This is a genomic window from Paraliobacillus zengyii, assembly GCF_003268595.1.
Classification (GTDB): Bacteria; Bacillota; Bacilli; order Bacillales; family Amphibacillaceae; genus Paraliobacillus_A; species Paraliobacillus_A zengyii.
The window spans coordinates 3398388-3413223 of the sequence record NZ_CP029797.1 but is presented as its reverse complement, the minus strand read 5'-3'; the positions used below and the strand labels follow the sequence as shown (position 1 = coordinate 3413223).

Sequence of the window (14836 nt, the reverse complement as noted above, 5' to 3'; positions counted from 1 at the left end):
ACAAAAGGTATATCTTTTGTTTCCCACTATTATATAAAATGTAAAAAGTGATCTCTCAACCCTTCTCGGAAAACTACGGAAAAGGAATTGACACCTCATAGGACTGTTGTATTAATTAAAGATACTAGCATGTTGTAAAATTAACTATTACTAAGTTATAGAGTGAAGTTGAGATACTGCTCTAATTTTAAAAAAAGGAGGTTTTTAAATGTCTTCTAATTTGTCCGAAAGTAAAGTTTCAACTGATTTGAACAAGAAGCCCTTTAAAGAACCTAACAAGTTTTTTAAATTTTTAAACTCAAAAAAAGTGGTGCCATACATTTTTGTTTTTCCTTTTATTATATCTTTCTTGATCCTCACTTTATACCCTGCTGTTCGAGGTATAATAATGAGTTTCCAAAGTATTTTACCTGGACAAGTACAGTTTATAGGGTTAGATAATTACTCCAGAGTCGCTAATGCAAACTTTTTTAAAGCGTTATCGAATACTTCAATTTACGTTCTACTAACGGTATTAATTTTAACAATTGTACCGATGCTTTTAGCAATTTTACTAGATTCAAAGTATTTGAAGTTTAAAACGTTTTTCAGGGCATCATTATTTATTCCAGCATTAACTTCAACTATTGTTGGTGGTATGATATTCCGTTTGATGTTTAGTGAAACAGACTCTTCTGTTGCTAATCAGATTGTTAGTTTATTAGGAGCAGATTCAGTAGATTGGCGTTATCAAGCTTGGTCAGCAATGTTTTTAATGGTTATACTTGGCTCTTGGCGCTGGATAGGTGTTAATTTACTGTATTTTCTTGCACAGTTACAAAGCATACCTGCAGAACTATATGAAGCTGCAGATATAGATGGTGCAAGTGGATTTCAAAAAATGAGATTCATTACTATCCCACACTTGAAACCTATTATTATTTTTGTTAGTACAATAACGATAATAAATGGTTTTAGGATGTTTGAAGAAAGTTTTGTATTCTGGGAGACAAGTTCACCAGGTAATATTGGTTTGACTGTTGTTGGTTATATTTATCAACAAGGTATTGGTCAAAACGATATGGGCTTTGGTTCAGCAATTGGTGTAGTTTTAATGTTAATTATATTTGTAATTAGTATCATATACTTGATACTTACAGGAACTTTCAAGAGAGGTGATGAATAAATGAACTCGAAAAGTAAAGGTAACGGAATAAAGTGGCTTGCGACGATAGGTTTTGCTTTTGTTTCTTTAATTGCTTTATTTCCAATTATCGGACTATTGATTTCGTCATTTAGACCATCATCTGATCTAATGAGAGATGGTATCTCCTTCAGTATCGATTTAACTAAATTAAATTTTGATAACTATGCGTACATCTTTCAAGAAGCATCTCAATACTGGTCTTGGTATGGTAATAGTTTAATTATTTCAGGAATGACAATTATTTTATCATTGTTCTTCTCCTCAATGGTTGGATATGCATTGGCGGTATACGAGTTTAAAGGAAGAAATCTATTCTTTGTTCTTGTATTGTTAATCCTTATGATACCATTTGAAATTTTGATGCTTCCATTATACCAATTGATGGTAAGTGCACAAATTGTAGATACTTATTTTGCTGTAGTGCTTCCGTTAATCGTTGCGCCAGTGGCAGTATTCTTTTTCAGACAATTTGCTTTAGGTTTACCGAAGGAACTGATGGATGCAGCGAGAATTGATGGCAGTACTGAATATGGCATATTTTTCAGAATTATGCTACCATTAATGGGTCCTTCATTGGCTGCGATGGCAATATTACAAGGTCTTGCTAGTTGGAACAACTTCTTGTGGCCATTATTAGTATTGCGCTCAAATAGCATGTTTACATTACCAATTGGTTTGGCAACATTATTAACACCGTATGGTAATAATTATGATATATTAATTGCAGGTTCTGTGTTAACTATCATTCCGATTATTATATTGTTCATATTCTTCCAACGATATTTCGTTGCAGGACTGACTTCAGGTGGAGTAAAAGGATAATGATTATAAATTATTAAAAGAGATCGTAGTTTTCTGCTTCGTTTTATGCGAAAACTATGGTCTTTTTTTCAACACTAAACTAATTTTCAAATTAAGGATAAAGGGATGAATCTCGTTATGAATGCAAAAGATCTTGTCACAACTTTAGATAGAGTGATGTATTGGGTAATGCAATTGGCACTTTTAAATTTTCTTTTTATACTGTTTTCAGTTTCTGGCTTGATTATAGTCGGAATTTTTCCTGCTACAGTTGCAACGTTAGGTGTTACTAGAAAGTGGATAATGGGACAGTATGAAATAAAGGTATGGACAACATTTAAGCGAATATTTCGCGAAGAATTTATTTCTTCTAACATTATAGGTTGGATATTAACTTTAATTGGCGGGATTTTTTATTTAAATTATCGGATTATCGCAGAATCACAAGGTGATATGTTCTTTATCGTTCCTTTTGCATTCTATTTAGTTATTTTTCTGTACCTTGTTGTTGTGGTCTGGGTTTTCCCATTAAATGTACATAACTATGCTAGTGTTCTCCAACAATTTAAAAATGCATTTATTGTAGGAATAACAAAGTTACCTATCACGATTACAATGATGCTATTATTATTTTCTTTTATGTTTTTCTCGTTAGAATATCCAGTGTTACTAATTTTCTTTACATTTAGTTTAAGTGCAACAGTGTGGATGTGGTTATCCATGCGAGTTTTTTCTAAGGTATTAGCTGATAAAGAAGAGTAGGATTTAGTTGAGAAAAGATTCCGCCTGCTAGACGGAACTTTTCTATTTAACCTTGGATTACTTTTGCGTGAAATTTTCTATTACGTGGTCCATCAAATTCACAGAAATATACGCCTTGCCAAGTTCCGAGTACGAGTTTACTGTTAGAAATGACCAATGTTTGTGCATGTCCCACTGTACTTGTTTTTAAGTGAGCTGCAGTATTTCCTTCCATATGCAAATCTTTTAGATGTTCCCAAGGATACACTTCTTCCAATCTCCTAAGAAAGTCTGTTTTAACGTCTGGATCCGCGTTCTCATTAATAGTAATCCCAGCTGTGGTATGCAAGGAGGAAATAATAATTATTCCATCTTTAATTTGCTGATTAGCAATCCAATCTTCAATACTTGACGTGACCTCAATCATTTCATCGTGATTCTTCGTATTTAAATAAAAAGTGTGTTCCATCATAAAATTCATCCTTTCAATTTTCAATCTAACTTAATTGTACTAAAAAAATCATAATATGTTAAAATTCTTAATAGGTATATCAAAAATATCCCGAATTAGAAGTAGGAGGAAATCTTATGACACTAAAAAAAATCCAAACTGACCAAGCGCCACAAGCGATTGGACCGTACTCTCAAGCAATGGACTTAGGTGATCTTGTCTTTGTATCAGGACAGATACCTCTAGATCCAGAATCGATGGAAGTGGTGACAGGAGATATTACGGTGCAAACGGAACAGGTTATGAGAAATTTACAAGCGATTTTAACAGAAGCAGGACTTACGTTTGCAAACGTAGCGAAGTTTACTATTTATATAACAAATATGGATGATTTTTCGGCAATTAATACTGCCTATGCTAAGTTTTTAACAGAACCATATCCTGCAAGAGCAACGGTAGAAGTTAGTAAGTTACCTAAAGGTGTTAACGTTGAAATGGATGTTATTGCAAAACGATAGTAAGACAAGTTTGAGTAATGAAAATATTTTAACGCACAGTAACATAAAGTATAATTAGAAGTCAGATCTGAATAAAATAACAGAACAGTGATATGTATTTCTAAAGGAGATTAATCAAAAATGAAGCGTTTTAAAACACTTTTAATCGTTTTTATCATCGCAATGTTAAGTGCTACTTCTGTAATGGCTAGTACAGATGATTCAACTAGTATTGATGAAAAGAATGGATTGCCTCGAGTTGTTTATGGGGATGCCTTATCTGATGAACAAGTTAGAGAAGTGCAGAACTTGTTGAATGTTAATGATCCTGCAATGGTAGAAGAGTACACTGTTACAGGAGAAGATCTAGCGAATTATATTGGTGGAGATGCAAGTTCAAATATGTATTCATCAGCTAAAATAACGAAAAAAAATGAAGGTCATGGTTTAGTCATTAATATTGTTAATCCAGACAACATTACCGAAGTTACTAATGAAATGTATGCAAATGCTTTATTAACTGCAGGTGTTGAAGATGCAGAAGTAGACGTAGCTTCACCGGTGAAAGTGAGTGGTCATTCAGCTTTAACTGGTATTTATAAGGCGTTTAATGTTGATGGGGAATCTTTGGACAAGGACCGTATGGAAGTAGCAAATGAAGAATTAGAAATAGCCACTGATTTAGCGGATGAATCAGGTATGGATAAGGAAAAGGTTAGCGAGTTATTAACCGAGATAAAACAACAAATTTCTGAACAGAATCCGGCTACAAGAGAAGAAGTTGAACAAATTGTCCAAGAACAATTAGATAACTTGAATATTGAGTTAAGTGATGAAGATCGCCAAATGCTAACTGATCTGTTTGAAAAAATGCGTTCAATTAATATCGATTTTGGAAATGTCTCTAGTCAATTAGAAGATATAGCAAGTGATATTAAGAATAAGATTCAAGATGTAACGAGTAATCCTGGTTTTTGGGAAGGCGTTAAAAACTTCTTCGTAAGTATGATGGACAGTTTAAGAGATATATTTGCAGCTGAATAAAAAGTCGTGTTTTAATTGAAATAGCATACCATTATTTGGTATGCTATTTGTATAATTATATTTAATGATTATGTAGGTAGAGGTGATATATTGAAAATTTTCGGATGGACAATTTCTATATTAATCGTGCTTTTAATTGGTGTGGTTGGTTACTTTGGTTTTATTGTATACCAAGACTTTGCTAATGAAGATGATGAGACAGTGGAGGAAGTTGCTGATAGTGAAGAGACACAAGAAGTAACAGAACTCTCGGAGGAAAAATTTGAAAATAACGAAGGATCTGAATTGAATCCGTTTGGTGATAGCGTTACACAAGAACAACTTGATGACGAAGATTATCAAGAATATATTCATCAGATGTCCCATCAAAAAGTTATAGCAGATGAAAAATGGGGATTTTACTTAATAACAGATGAACGAATTAATTGGTTAATAGAAGGGCTTGACCAAGTAGAATTGGGCGAAACAGAATCAATTTATGGGGCAATTCTAAAACGCTGGGCAAACGCAGATTTTTCGCAAATAGATCAAGACCATAATACAATTTGGAGATTACAAGGTGGTACGATTGGTAAGGCTACCGGGGTAATGAGTGAATCAGAGGAAGAAGCTTTTATAAATAATGAACAATAGCTAAAACGCTTGGATTTAAACCGCCAAGCGTTTATAAACTATTATATGTTTGCATAGTTTTTATTGTATAAGATTATATATGATCACCTGTAAGTGCTGGATAACGTCGCTTCGCTAACCATAAAGCAACGCTACACGTCAATAGTAATAGACTCGTAACAATAAATACGGCAGCGTAACCGAAACCACTAGCAAGTGTTCCGCCTAGAATGGGGCCGATAATATTACCGAAAAAACGAATACTTGTATTATAACCCAGTACTTCTCCTTGCATTGCAAGAGGTGCTTCTTGACGTATATAAGCAATTCGGACAGGTATAATCCCGCCAATAGCTATTCCTAATAAAAAACGTAACACTACTAATTGCCAAAGATTAGTCACAAAGGCTCCAGGAAAATAAAAAATACCGGCAAAAAATAATAAGACAATTAAAATTTTTATATACCCGACGTGATCAGCAATAGATCCCCATTTTCTTGCCATTAATAAATTACCTAGACCAGCAACAGAAAAGGCAATTCCAGAGAACAAAGCGATATTTTCTGGGCCATGTAAATCATTCACATATAACGAGAGAATCGGTTGGATGCTGAAATGAGCAATTTGAATAAACATGGATACGAGCATTACAATTAGAAGCATCGGGTGCCTTATAATGTGCAATAATACCTCTTTGCTTGAGAACTGGGTGCGTTGACCATCAATAGGCTTAATTTTCCTTTCTGTCACTCCAAATAGAACGAGTAACCCCGAAATGAACAAAATAATAGATAAGCCTTTAAATGTTGATGAATAGCCTATTGCATCAGCTAGTAGGCCACCTATGAGAGGGCCCATCAGTATCCCCGTTATACTTCCGGTTTGTAAGGTTCCGAGAACTCTTCCGGCTATGTGTTTCGGTGTTTGTGTTGAAATTAGAGCCTGTGACATGGATATGAAACCCGTAAATACACCCATGAATAGCCGTAGAAGAAATAATTGCCAAACTGAACCAACGAAGCCCATTAGTAAGACAGATAGACCTAATCCAAAACCAGAAACCACTAAGATATGTTTTCTTCCATAACGATCACCAATCTTCCCCCATAAAGGCGAAAAGATAAATGCTGTCACAAATGTTATGCCGAATATTATTCCAGACCATTTTTGTACATAAGATTCAGAAAAATCACCGAGTGTTGCAATATATAAAGATAGAAATGGTAAAACCATTGTAATGCTTCCGGCGATGAAGAAGTTGGCAAACCACATAATAGCTAAATTCTGTTTGATGTTTTTTTCTTCATTAATAACAGATCACTTCTTTCGCTACGCGTATATTTCGCAAACCTAAATATATATGATAGCGTAAATTTGTGTAAGATGAAAGTGATTCACCTGAAAAAATCAACGTTCGTTTTAATTAACTAAATAAAAAAGGCATCCTTTTTGAAGGATGCCTTTTTTCATAATTATACAAGACGTTTACGAATGTAACCGGAGATTTGGTCAATTATTGTTACGACAACAATAATTGCAAGTAAAATCATACCCACTTCTTCCCAGTTACGATTTAAATATGCAAAGGTAATTAACGTACCGATACCACCTGCACCAACAACACCAAGTACAGAAGAGGCACGTACATCAATTTCAAAGCGATAAATTGCATAGGATAAGAATTCAGGTAATACCTGAGGGAAAATGCCGTAAAAAAGAATCTGTAATTTATTTGCCCCACTAGACTCTAGTGATTCTATTATGTTCATGTCGATTGACTCAATTACTTCTGAGTATAGCTTTCCTAACATTCCGGTAGAACCAATGGATATTGCTAATACACCCGCAAAAGGATTCGGTCCAACAGCTGCTACAAAGATTATAGCCAGTATAATCTCGGGAAAAGCACGAACAGCACCAAGTATCCACATACCAATAGTGTTTAAGAATTTGTTTTTAACAATATTAGAAGCACATAAAAATGAAAGTGGTATAGCAATTATTGCTGCTGTAAATGATCCAGTATATGCAATAAAAACTGTCTCTAACATCATTTCTAGTATAGTTGGTGTTTCCTCAAAAGCAGGGTTAAAGAACTTAGGGATAATCCGATCAAAGTTCTCAATCGTACGCATACTAAAGATAGTATCCCATTTGATGTTAACACTAGTGAAAGTCCAAATATAAATTGCTGCTATAACGATGATGCTAATGACGCGTTTCGTTATTTTCTTTCGATCAATTGGTTTAGAGGGTATATTCGCTTTCATTATACAAGTCCCTCCCTTAATTTACCGCTAATGTAATCAATAATAACTACCACAGCAAAGATGATAAGAACGATAGTTGAAACTGCTGGATAGTTTAAGAAATTTATTTGTGAGTTAATTAATTGACCAACACCACCGGCGCCAACTAACCCAAGTACAACAGAAGCACGGATGTTTATTTCAAATACATATAGACTGAATGAAATAAACTGTGGTAATACTTGTGGCATTACTGCAAACCAAATCGTTTGTAATGCATTACCGCCGGAAGCTTTGATAGCTTCTGAAGGATTCATATCAATTGATTCAATCGTTTCACTTAATAATTTAACTAATATACCGATAGCGAAAACGATTAATGCAATTATTCCTGGGAATACACCAATACCGAATAAACCAACAAAAACAACTGCTAAAACAATATCAGGGATCGTTCGGATGATATTTAGTATAAATCGCATACTATTGTATAAATATTTATTTGTTGTAATATTTGATGCTGTTAATAAGCAAAAAGGGATACTAATTAAAGTAGCCACGGTTGTTGAGATTATTGCCATATGAATGGTCTCAAATAACTTTTCCCAAACCGCCCCAGCGAAACTCCAATCAACTGGGAAGAAACGTCCAATTAAGTCTGTAATATTACCGATTTTCATAAAGAAATTTATGATAAAAGATTCGGTTGTAATAGAGCTAATTAAATAGAAACCGAGTACGGCAACCAAAGAGAGTGTGATAATTCTTTTTGTTTTTAATGGATAAAGACTCTTTGGAATGAACTTTTCTTTGTTATTCGGCATCTTCCGTGCCCCCTCGCATATCCTCTTCACGAATGGTGCGCCCGTATATTTCTTCAAATGTTTGTTCCGTAACCTCCGATACAGGACCATCATAGACTACTTCACCAGCACGCATTCCGATGATTCGATCTGCATATTCCATTGCCATATCAATAAAGTGAAGATTAACTACTGTTGTAATATTATCTTCCCTATTAATTTGCTTTAAATAGGTCATTACTTGGTGTGAAGTAGGAGGGTCTAAACTGGCCACGGGTTCATCTGCTAAAATAACATTTGGCTTCTGTGTTAACACACGTGCAATACTGACACGTTGTTGTTGTCCACCACTAAGTTCATCTGCACGGCTATATAATTTATTATCAATGTTAACGCGTTTTAAATTCTCGTATGCTAGTTCCATATCTTCTTTAGAAAACATATTAAAGATACTTTTTAATGTACCTGTATAACCAAGACGCCCTGCGATAACATTTTTAATTACAGTAGAGCGATTGACAAGATTGTAGCTTTGAAATATCATGCCGATTTTTTTGCGTAACTGACGTAAATCGTTTCCTTTATATTGTAGAATGTCTTCGTCACCAACATGTAATTCTCCGCTAGTTGGTGTCACAAGCCTATTAATACTTCTAATAAAAGTAGATTTACCTGCACCAGATAAACCAACTATTACAACAAATTCGCCTTCATTGATTTTTATATTAATATTTTTAAGTCCTTGTGTACCATTTGGGTAGGTAAGGGACAGATTTTTAAATTCAATCACTCTTCATAAACCTCCAATATTTTTTCTGATTATTTACTAGTAGTATATATTACTAGATTAAAAGAATAAAGAAAATTTCATATGTAATGAAAAGCAGGAGAGAAGCACGCATCTCTCCTGCACTATTAACTAACATTATGGGGAATTTTGACTGTTAACTATTTTTTAAAGATCATCAATTGTGATAGAATCACTGAACATTTCATATGTGTCACGAACAACGTCATACTCACTATCATCAGCTTCTATAATAGCATCCCAGTTATATACTTCATTCATAATAGTAATCATTTCTTCATCATCATTGAAACTTAAAAATACATCTTTAATGTTTTGAACTAATTCATCATCTAACTCAGAAGTAACGGAGATTGTATCATTTGGAATCTCATCCGTATATTCAATAACTGTTAAAGCATCCATGATGTCTGGATATTCTTCTTCTAATTCTGTTCTTACATCATCAAATGTCGTTGCAACATCAGCGTCACCATTATATACGGCAATGGCTGAGTTATCATGACCACCAGTTTGAACAGAGTCACCAAAGAATTCAGTTTCTGGGTTTTCTACATCAAATTCCGTAGCAATTTGTGCAGCTGGGAATAAATAACCACTTGTTGAAGTTGGGTCACCATAAGCCCATGTTGTTCCTTCTAAATCTTCTAAAGTTTCGAGTCCAGAATCAGAACGAACTAAGTATTGAGCAACATAAGAACCACTGCCATAACGTTCAGACTTTAAGATAACTTCTACATCATGTTCTTGATTTGCTAGGACATAACCAAATGCCGGTACAAATCCGATGTGTACTTCATTCGTACCCATTGCCTCGACCAATGCAGTGTAGTTGGTCATTACGCGTCCTTCTACTTCTATATCTTCACCAAGTTCTTCAGAAAGTTTTTCTGCTAAAGGTGCAATAGTATCTGCGATTGTATCAGATTCTTGTGAAGGTACGAACCCCATAATAATTGTTTCAGGATTTGACTCACTTCCTGCGCTAGAACCACAACCAGCCATCAAAAGTACAGTTACAAGTGCTAAAAACATACCAGCAAAAATCTTCTTCATTTGTTTATATCCCCCTAATACTTTTTTAAGTTACTCTTTTATTATGCATCATTTTCACGAAGGATGCTAGTCCATTTACAAAATTTTAATAAAAAATTTACATTTTTTCTGTATATTTGTAAGGTTATATAACAACAACGTTCGTGTTTAGGTTTAAAAAAACCAGTTTAAGGAATTTTTTGTTCGTACTATAATCTTAATTCTTAAATAGGGAAGTATAAACAGGCATATACTATTAAATGCCATATTCGTGTTCACTATTTGTGCAAGTGTAATTTTTTGTATTAACTCTTATAATCGAACAAAGAATTAGTATTTTAAGTAAACATATGGCAAAATATTATAGGTGAATCTGTATGATTAAATATAATAGATGTTAAAATGGATTAAAAGAAGTATTTGTAGTTAGGAGTGAAAACCATGGATGAGCAAGAGAAAGATTGGCCTGAAGAAAAAGCAAGGGTTGATCACGTGGTGAAACGAGTTAAACAAAAGATGGATAAATTAAGTACACATGTAAAAACATTAAAAGATCGTGTAATAGATATCCGCAAGAATTTCTGGGACGATGTAACGGTAAATCTAGAAGAAATAGATGATGTAGTTGAAACACAGGCAAGCTTGAAACAACAAGCTGAATTTCTTTCTGAAAGAGAAAGGAGCCATGGGCAATTATCCAAAGAGCTTAACACATTAGATCGTTTAAAAGATTCTCCCTATTTTGGTCGAATTGATTTCGTTGAAAATGGAGAAAAGTCAAAGCCAGATTCTATCTATGTCGGTCTTGCTTCATTAATGGATGAAAAGGAAGAAGATTTTCTTATATATGATTGGCGTGCACCAATTTCTAGTCTATATTATGATTATCCACCAGGTGAGGCTTCTTACCATGCTGTTGATCAAGTCATAGATGGTGAAATTACCTTGAAACGACAATATATAATTAAACAAGGACAATTAAAAGGCATGTTTAATACAGGTTTAACAATTGGCGATCGTTTGTTGCAATCGGTATTAGGTACGAATGCAGATACAAAAATGAAAAGTATTGTTGCGACGATACAACAAGAACAAAATCAAATAATCAGAAATGAACGCAGTAAAATTCTTGTCGTTCAAGGAGTTGCTGGTAGTGGGAAAACTTCGGCTGCGCTTCAACGGGTTGCTTATTTGCTTTATCGTTACCGTGAACATTTAAAATCAGAAAATATTGTATTGTTTTCTCCGAATCCGTTATTCAATAGTTATATCGCTACGGTGTTACCTGAATTAGGAGAAGACAACATGAAACAAACGACATTTTATCGATATATTGATACACAATTAGGTAATCAATTTACAATTGAATCTCCCTTTGATCAAATGGAATACTATCTTCAAACGAACAATCACAGTATTGATCCTAGAATTACAGCAATGCGCTATAAAGCAAGCATAGAGTTTAAAGATCATATTGACAGTTTTATTGAAACACTTTCAAAAGAAGGTATGGTATTTAGAAATGTTCGTTTTCGTGGGGAATTAGTTATTTCAAGAAAGAAGATCCGCAACTATTTTTACGCATTTCCTTCTAATATAAGTATTTCTATTCGTCTAGAGAAGGTGATGAAGTGGTTACTTAAACAATTAGATGAATTAGAGATAAATGAACGAGAGAAAGATTGGGTGCTTGAAGAAATTGAGTTATTAGATAAAGCTGACTATCTAGATGTACACCAACAATTACAAGAAGAAGCGCCATTTTCAGAAGATACCTTTATGGATGCAACAAGAGAGGAAGCGTTACTAAGAAAAAAAGTAACTAAAGACAAAATTCATCCATTAAGGCAAAAGATAAAGCGTTTATACTTTATTGATGTTAAAAGTACGTACCAACAACTATTTGAAAATCCTGAACTTCAAGATAATAAAGAAGTAGTCCTCCCAGAAAACTGGCACGCTATTTGTGCAGTCACATATGAAAATTTACGTTCTAACTTTTTATCATGGGAAGATGCAACGCCATATTTATATTTTCAAAATAGGTTAAAAGGTTTTCAAGCAAATCGGTCTATTCAACATGTATTTATCGATGAAGCGCAAGACTATTCACCGTTTCAGTTTGCTTATTTAAGAGAGATATTCCCTATTAGCCGGATGACATTACTCGGTGATATTAATCAAGCGATTTATGTCCATGCATTAGAAGAGCATAACGTTTTAACAGACCCAACAGAAGAAAAACATGAGAAAATAACGCTAACAAGAAGTTATCGTTCAACGAAGCCAATTGTTGAATTTACGAAAGCTTGGATGCCTCAAGGAGACCAAATTGAAGCTTTTAATCGAGATGGTAAACTTCCTGTTTTAATGGAAGTTGATAATATAGCAATCGCTTCAGATAAGTTAAGTGAAGCTATTAATACGTATCAATCAAAAGGGCATCAAACGATTGCGATCATATGTAAAACCATGCAAGAAAGTGAAAGAGTATACCAGACATTAAAACAACATTTTGATGTGTTATTAATGGATCAAAGTACGCATACATTTCAAAAAGGTATATTAGTGATACCGGCCTATTTAGCAAAAGGCATAGAATTTGATGCTGTTATTATTTATAATGCTTCAAAAGCACGTTATCAGAACGAATTAGAAAGAAATCTCTTATATACAGCGTGTACAAGAGCGATGCATGAATTATTTGTGTTATCACTTGGTGAGGTTAGCGAATTTGTTCAACAAGTTCCGAAAGATCGCTTTATACATTATAAGATTCATTCAATTGAAAAAAACAAGTAGAAAAAAGGCATTCCGTTTGATATAGGGATGCCCCTTTTCTTAATAGGACGCTAATGAAAGCGTAGTTATATGATCAAATTTTTTCACATTACTACAAAATTGTGAGATAATGCATAAGATAGATAGTTATAAGGAGGAATACAGTATGCTTAAAAATTTACAAGCAACAACAACTCTACATAATGGTGTGAAAATGCCATGGCTAGGATTGGGCGTATTTCAAGTAGAAGATGGTGATGAGGTAATTCATTCTGTTACATCTGCCTTAGAACACGGGTATAAAAGTATTGACACTGCTGCTGCATATAAAAATGAAGAAGGAGTGGGGAAGGCGCTAGCAAAATCAGGCGTACCTCGTGAAGAATTATTTATTACTTCAAAGTTGTGGAATGGTGATCAAGGTTATGAATCTACATTAAATGCTTTTGAATCAAGTTTACAGAAACTAGGATTGGATTATTTAGATTTATATTTAATCCATTGGCCAGTCCCTGCAGAAGGTAAGTTCAAGGATTCATGGAGAGCAATGGAGAAATTATATAAACAAGGTAAAATTCGGGCTATCGGTGTTAGTAACTTTAAAGAACATCATTTAGATGAGTTAATTAAAGATGCTGAAGTAGTGCCAATGGTTAATCAAGTAGAATTTCACCCTCATTTAGATCAGAAATCATTACGTGATTATTGCAAGAAGCACAGTATTCAAATTGAAGCATGGTCTCCATTAAAACAAGGAGAACTATTAGATGACCCTACACTTAAGAAGATCGCTGATAAGTATGAAAAGACAACTGCACAAGTCATTATTCGTTGGGATCTTCAAAGTGAAGTAATTACAATTCCGAAATCAGTAAAAGAACACCGAATTGTTGCAAATGCAGATGTGTTTGATTTTGAATTATCACAAGCTGATATGAATACTATTAACGGTTTGAATAAAGATGAACGTGTGGGACCAGATCCAGATACGTTTAACAAAGTATAAAAAAAGTGGCGCTCTACAAAGCGCCATTTTTTTGTATCTTTTAAACACAATTTTCATAGAGTGAAACAGGCATTTAAGTCATAGTAAACTTGAGAAGTCTCGAAATCCAAAGTTGTAGTCGACGTTGTGCCTCTTTCGTAAGCATCATTGTTTCATCTGATGAATTTGAAGGAAAATGCGACGTGACATATCGCTCTGGAAATACACTTCGCTATCCGTGCCTGTGGAAAGGGAGCACGTTTCGCTTGAGAAGCGGGTCAGTAAATTCTGATACGTCAAAGTTTATCGTTGTTTTTTGTTGAAAGTTAAATCAAAGAAATGTTCGAAAGGAGTGGTTACGATGGATTATATTAGTTATGTTCGATCAATGGTAGGAAATCAGCCAATTATTATGGTGGTTTGTGGTGCAATTATCTTTGATGATCAAAAGCGTGTTTTGCTCCATTTACGTGCTGATAATCAAACATGGGGGTTCCCTGGTGGTTATATGGAATTAGGTGAATCAGTAAAGGAAACTGCAAGAAGAGAGGTTTTTGAAGAGACGGGTTTAAAGATAGGGGCACTTGAGTTATTTTCTGTTTACTCTGGAGAAGGTAATCAAAAAACATTAGCTAATGGTGACCAAGTTTCGCTTGTACAGCATTGGTTTACTTGCGAAGACTTCACAGGAGAATTGATCAAACAAAACGAAGAAACATTAGACACGGCATTTTTCTCATTAGATAATTTACCTGAGAATATGTTTCTAAGTCAAATGAAGGTAATTCGTGATTTACAATCAACTGCAACCAAACCAATAGTTAGAGATTAGTGTTAAAGGG

The 14836-nt window shown here is 34.2% G+C and carries 15 protein-coding genes; 9 read left to right on the top strand and 6 right to left on the bottom strand.

The window, feature by feature from the left end; all coding sequences use genetic code 11:
• Positions 1-208 precede the first annotated feature (208 nt).
• The 3 genes from DM447_RS16785 (at position 209) to DM447_RS16775 (ending at position 2749) form a co-directional block, all read left to right on the top strand.
• On the top strand, positions 209-1165 hold the full coding sequence (locus DM447_RS16785; protein ID WP_112182333.1) for a carbohydrate ABC transporter permease: 957 nt from the start codon (positions 209-211) through the stop codon (positions 1163-1165).
• Entirely contained in the window at positions 1166-2008 is an 843-nt protein-coding gene (locus DM447_RS16780) for a carbohydrate ABC transporter permease (RefSeq protein ID WP_112182332.1), read from the top strand.
• A 117-nt stretch (positions 2009-2125) separates the two neighbouring features.
• Positions 2126-2749 (top strand): YesL family protein, encoded by a 624-nt coding sequence (locus tag DM447_RS16775; protein ID WP_112182331.1) that lies wholly within the window; start codon positions 2126-2128, stop codon positions 2747-2749.
• Between the two features lie 46 nt (positions 2750-2795).
• On the opposite strand, the gene DM447_RS16770 is transcribed toward DM447_RS16775, so the two are convergent.
• Positions 2796-3197, bottom strand: a complete 402-nt coding sequence (locus DM447_RS16770; protein ID WP_112182779.1) for a secondary thiamine-phosphate synthase enzyme YjbQ — start codon at positions 3195-3197, stop codon at positions 2796-2798.
• A 119-nt stretch (positions 3198-3316) separates the two neighbouring features.
• On the opposite strand from DM447_RS16770, the gene DM447_RS16765 reads away from it, so the two are divergent.
• The 3 genes from DM447_RS16765 (at position 3317) to DM447_RS16755 (ending at position 5353) form a co-directional block, all read left to right on the top strand.
• Positions 3317-3697, top strand: coding sequence for a RidA family protein (locus tag DM447_RS16765; protein ID WP_112182330.1), 381 nt, complete (start codon positions 3317-3319; stop codon positions 3695-3697).
• A 120-nt stretch (positions 3698-3817) separates the two neighbouring features.
• Positions 3818-4720: a DUF1002 domain-containing protein gene (locus DM447_RS16760; protein WP_112182329.1), complete on the top strand. Its 903-nt coding sequence runs from the start codon at positions 3818-3820 to the stop codon at positions 4718-4720.
• A gap of 90 nt (positions 4721-4810) precedes the next feature.
• Positions 4811-5353 carry a DUF6241 domain-containing protein gene (locus DM447_RS16755; protein WP_112182328.1) on the top strand — a complete coding sequence of 181 codons (543 nt, stop codon included), beginning with the start codon at positions 4811-4813 and terminating at the stop codon, positions 5351-5353.
• A 73-nt stretch (positions 5354-5426) separates the two neighbouring features.
• Here the strand turns inward: DM447_RS16755 and DM447_RS16750 are convergent, their stop codons facing one another.
• From DM447_RS16750 to DM447_RS16730, 5 genes are all read right to left on the bottom strand, one after another.
• Complete coding sequence (locus tag DM447_RS16750) at positions 5427-6605, bottom strand: MFS transporter (RefSeq protein ID WP_112182327.1); 1179 nt, start codon at positions 6603-6605, stop codon at positions 5427-5429.
• A 200-nt stretch (positions 6606-6805) separates the two neighbouring features.
• Positions 6806-7603, bottom strand: coding sequence for a phosphonate ABC transporter, permease protein PhnE (gene phnE / locus DM447_RS16745; protein WP_112182326.1), 798 nt, complete (start codon positions 7601-7603; stop codon positions 6806-6808).
• A complete protein-coding gene (gene phnE, locus DM447_RS16740) occupies positions 7603-8406 on the bottom strand; it encodes a phosphonate ABC transporter, permease protein PhnE (RefSeq protein ID WP_112182325.1) in 804 nt (267 codons plus the stop codon). Before phnE (DM447_RS16740) ends, phnE (DM447_RS16745) begins: the two co-directional genes overlap by 1 nt.
• Positions 8396-9175, bottom strand: coding sequence for a phosphonate ABC transporter ATP-binding protein (phnC, locus tag DM447_RS16735; protein WP_112182324.1), 780 nt, complete (start codon positions 9173-9175; stop codon positions 8396-8398). The genes phnE (DM447_RS16740) and phnC overlap by 11 nt, the downstream gene beginning before the upstream one ends.
• Positions 9176-9340: 165 nt before the next feature.
• Positions 9341-10249, bottom strand: a complete 909-nt coding sequence (locus tag DM447_RS16730) for a phosphate/phosphite/phosphonate ABC transporter substrate-binding protein (protein ID WP_112182323.1) — start codon at positions 10247-10249, stop codon at positions 9341-9343.
• A gap of 420 nt (positions 10250-10669) precedes the next feature.
• Between DM447_RS16730 and helD the strand changes: the two genes are divergently transcribed.
• From helD to DM447_RS16715, 3 genes are all read left to right on the top strand, one after another.
• Positions 10670-13030, top strand: coding sequence for an RNA polymerase recycling motor HelD (gene helD / locus DM447_RS16725; protein ID WP_112182322.1), 2361 nt, complete (start codon positions 10670-10672; stop codon positions 13028-13030).
• Positions 13031-13175: 145 nt separating this feature from the next.
• Positions 13176-14015 (top strand): aldo/keto reductase, encoded by an 840-nt coding sequence (locus tag DM447_RS16720; RefSeq protein WP_112182321.1) that lies wholly within the window; start codon positions 13176-13178, stop codon positions 14013-14015.
• A gap of 340 nt (positions 14016-14355) precedes the next feature.
• Positions 14356-14826, top strand: a complete 471-nt coding sequence (locus DM447_RS16715; protein WP_112182320.1) for an NUDIX hydrolase — start codon at positions 14356-14358, stop codon at positions 14824-14826.
• Positions 14827-14836: the final 10 nt, after the last annotated feature.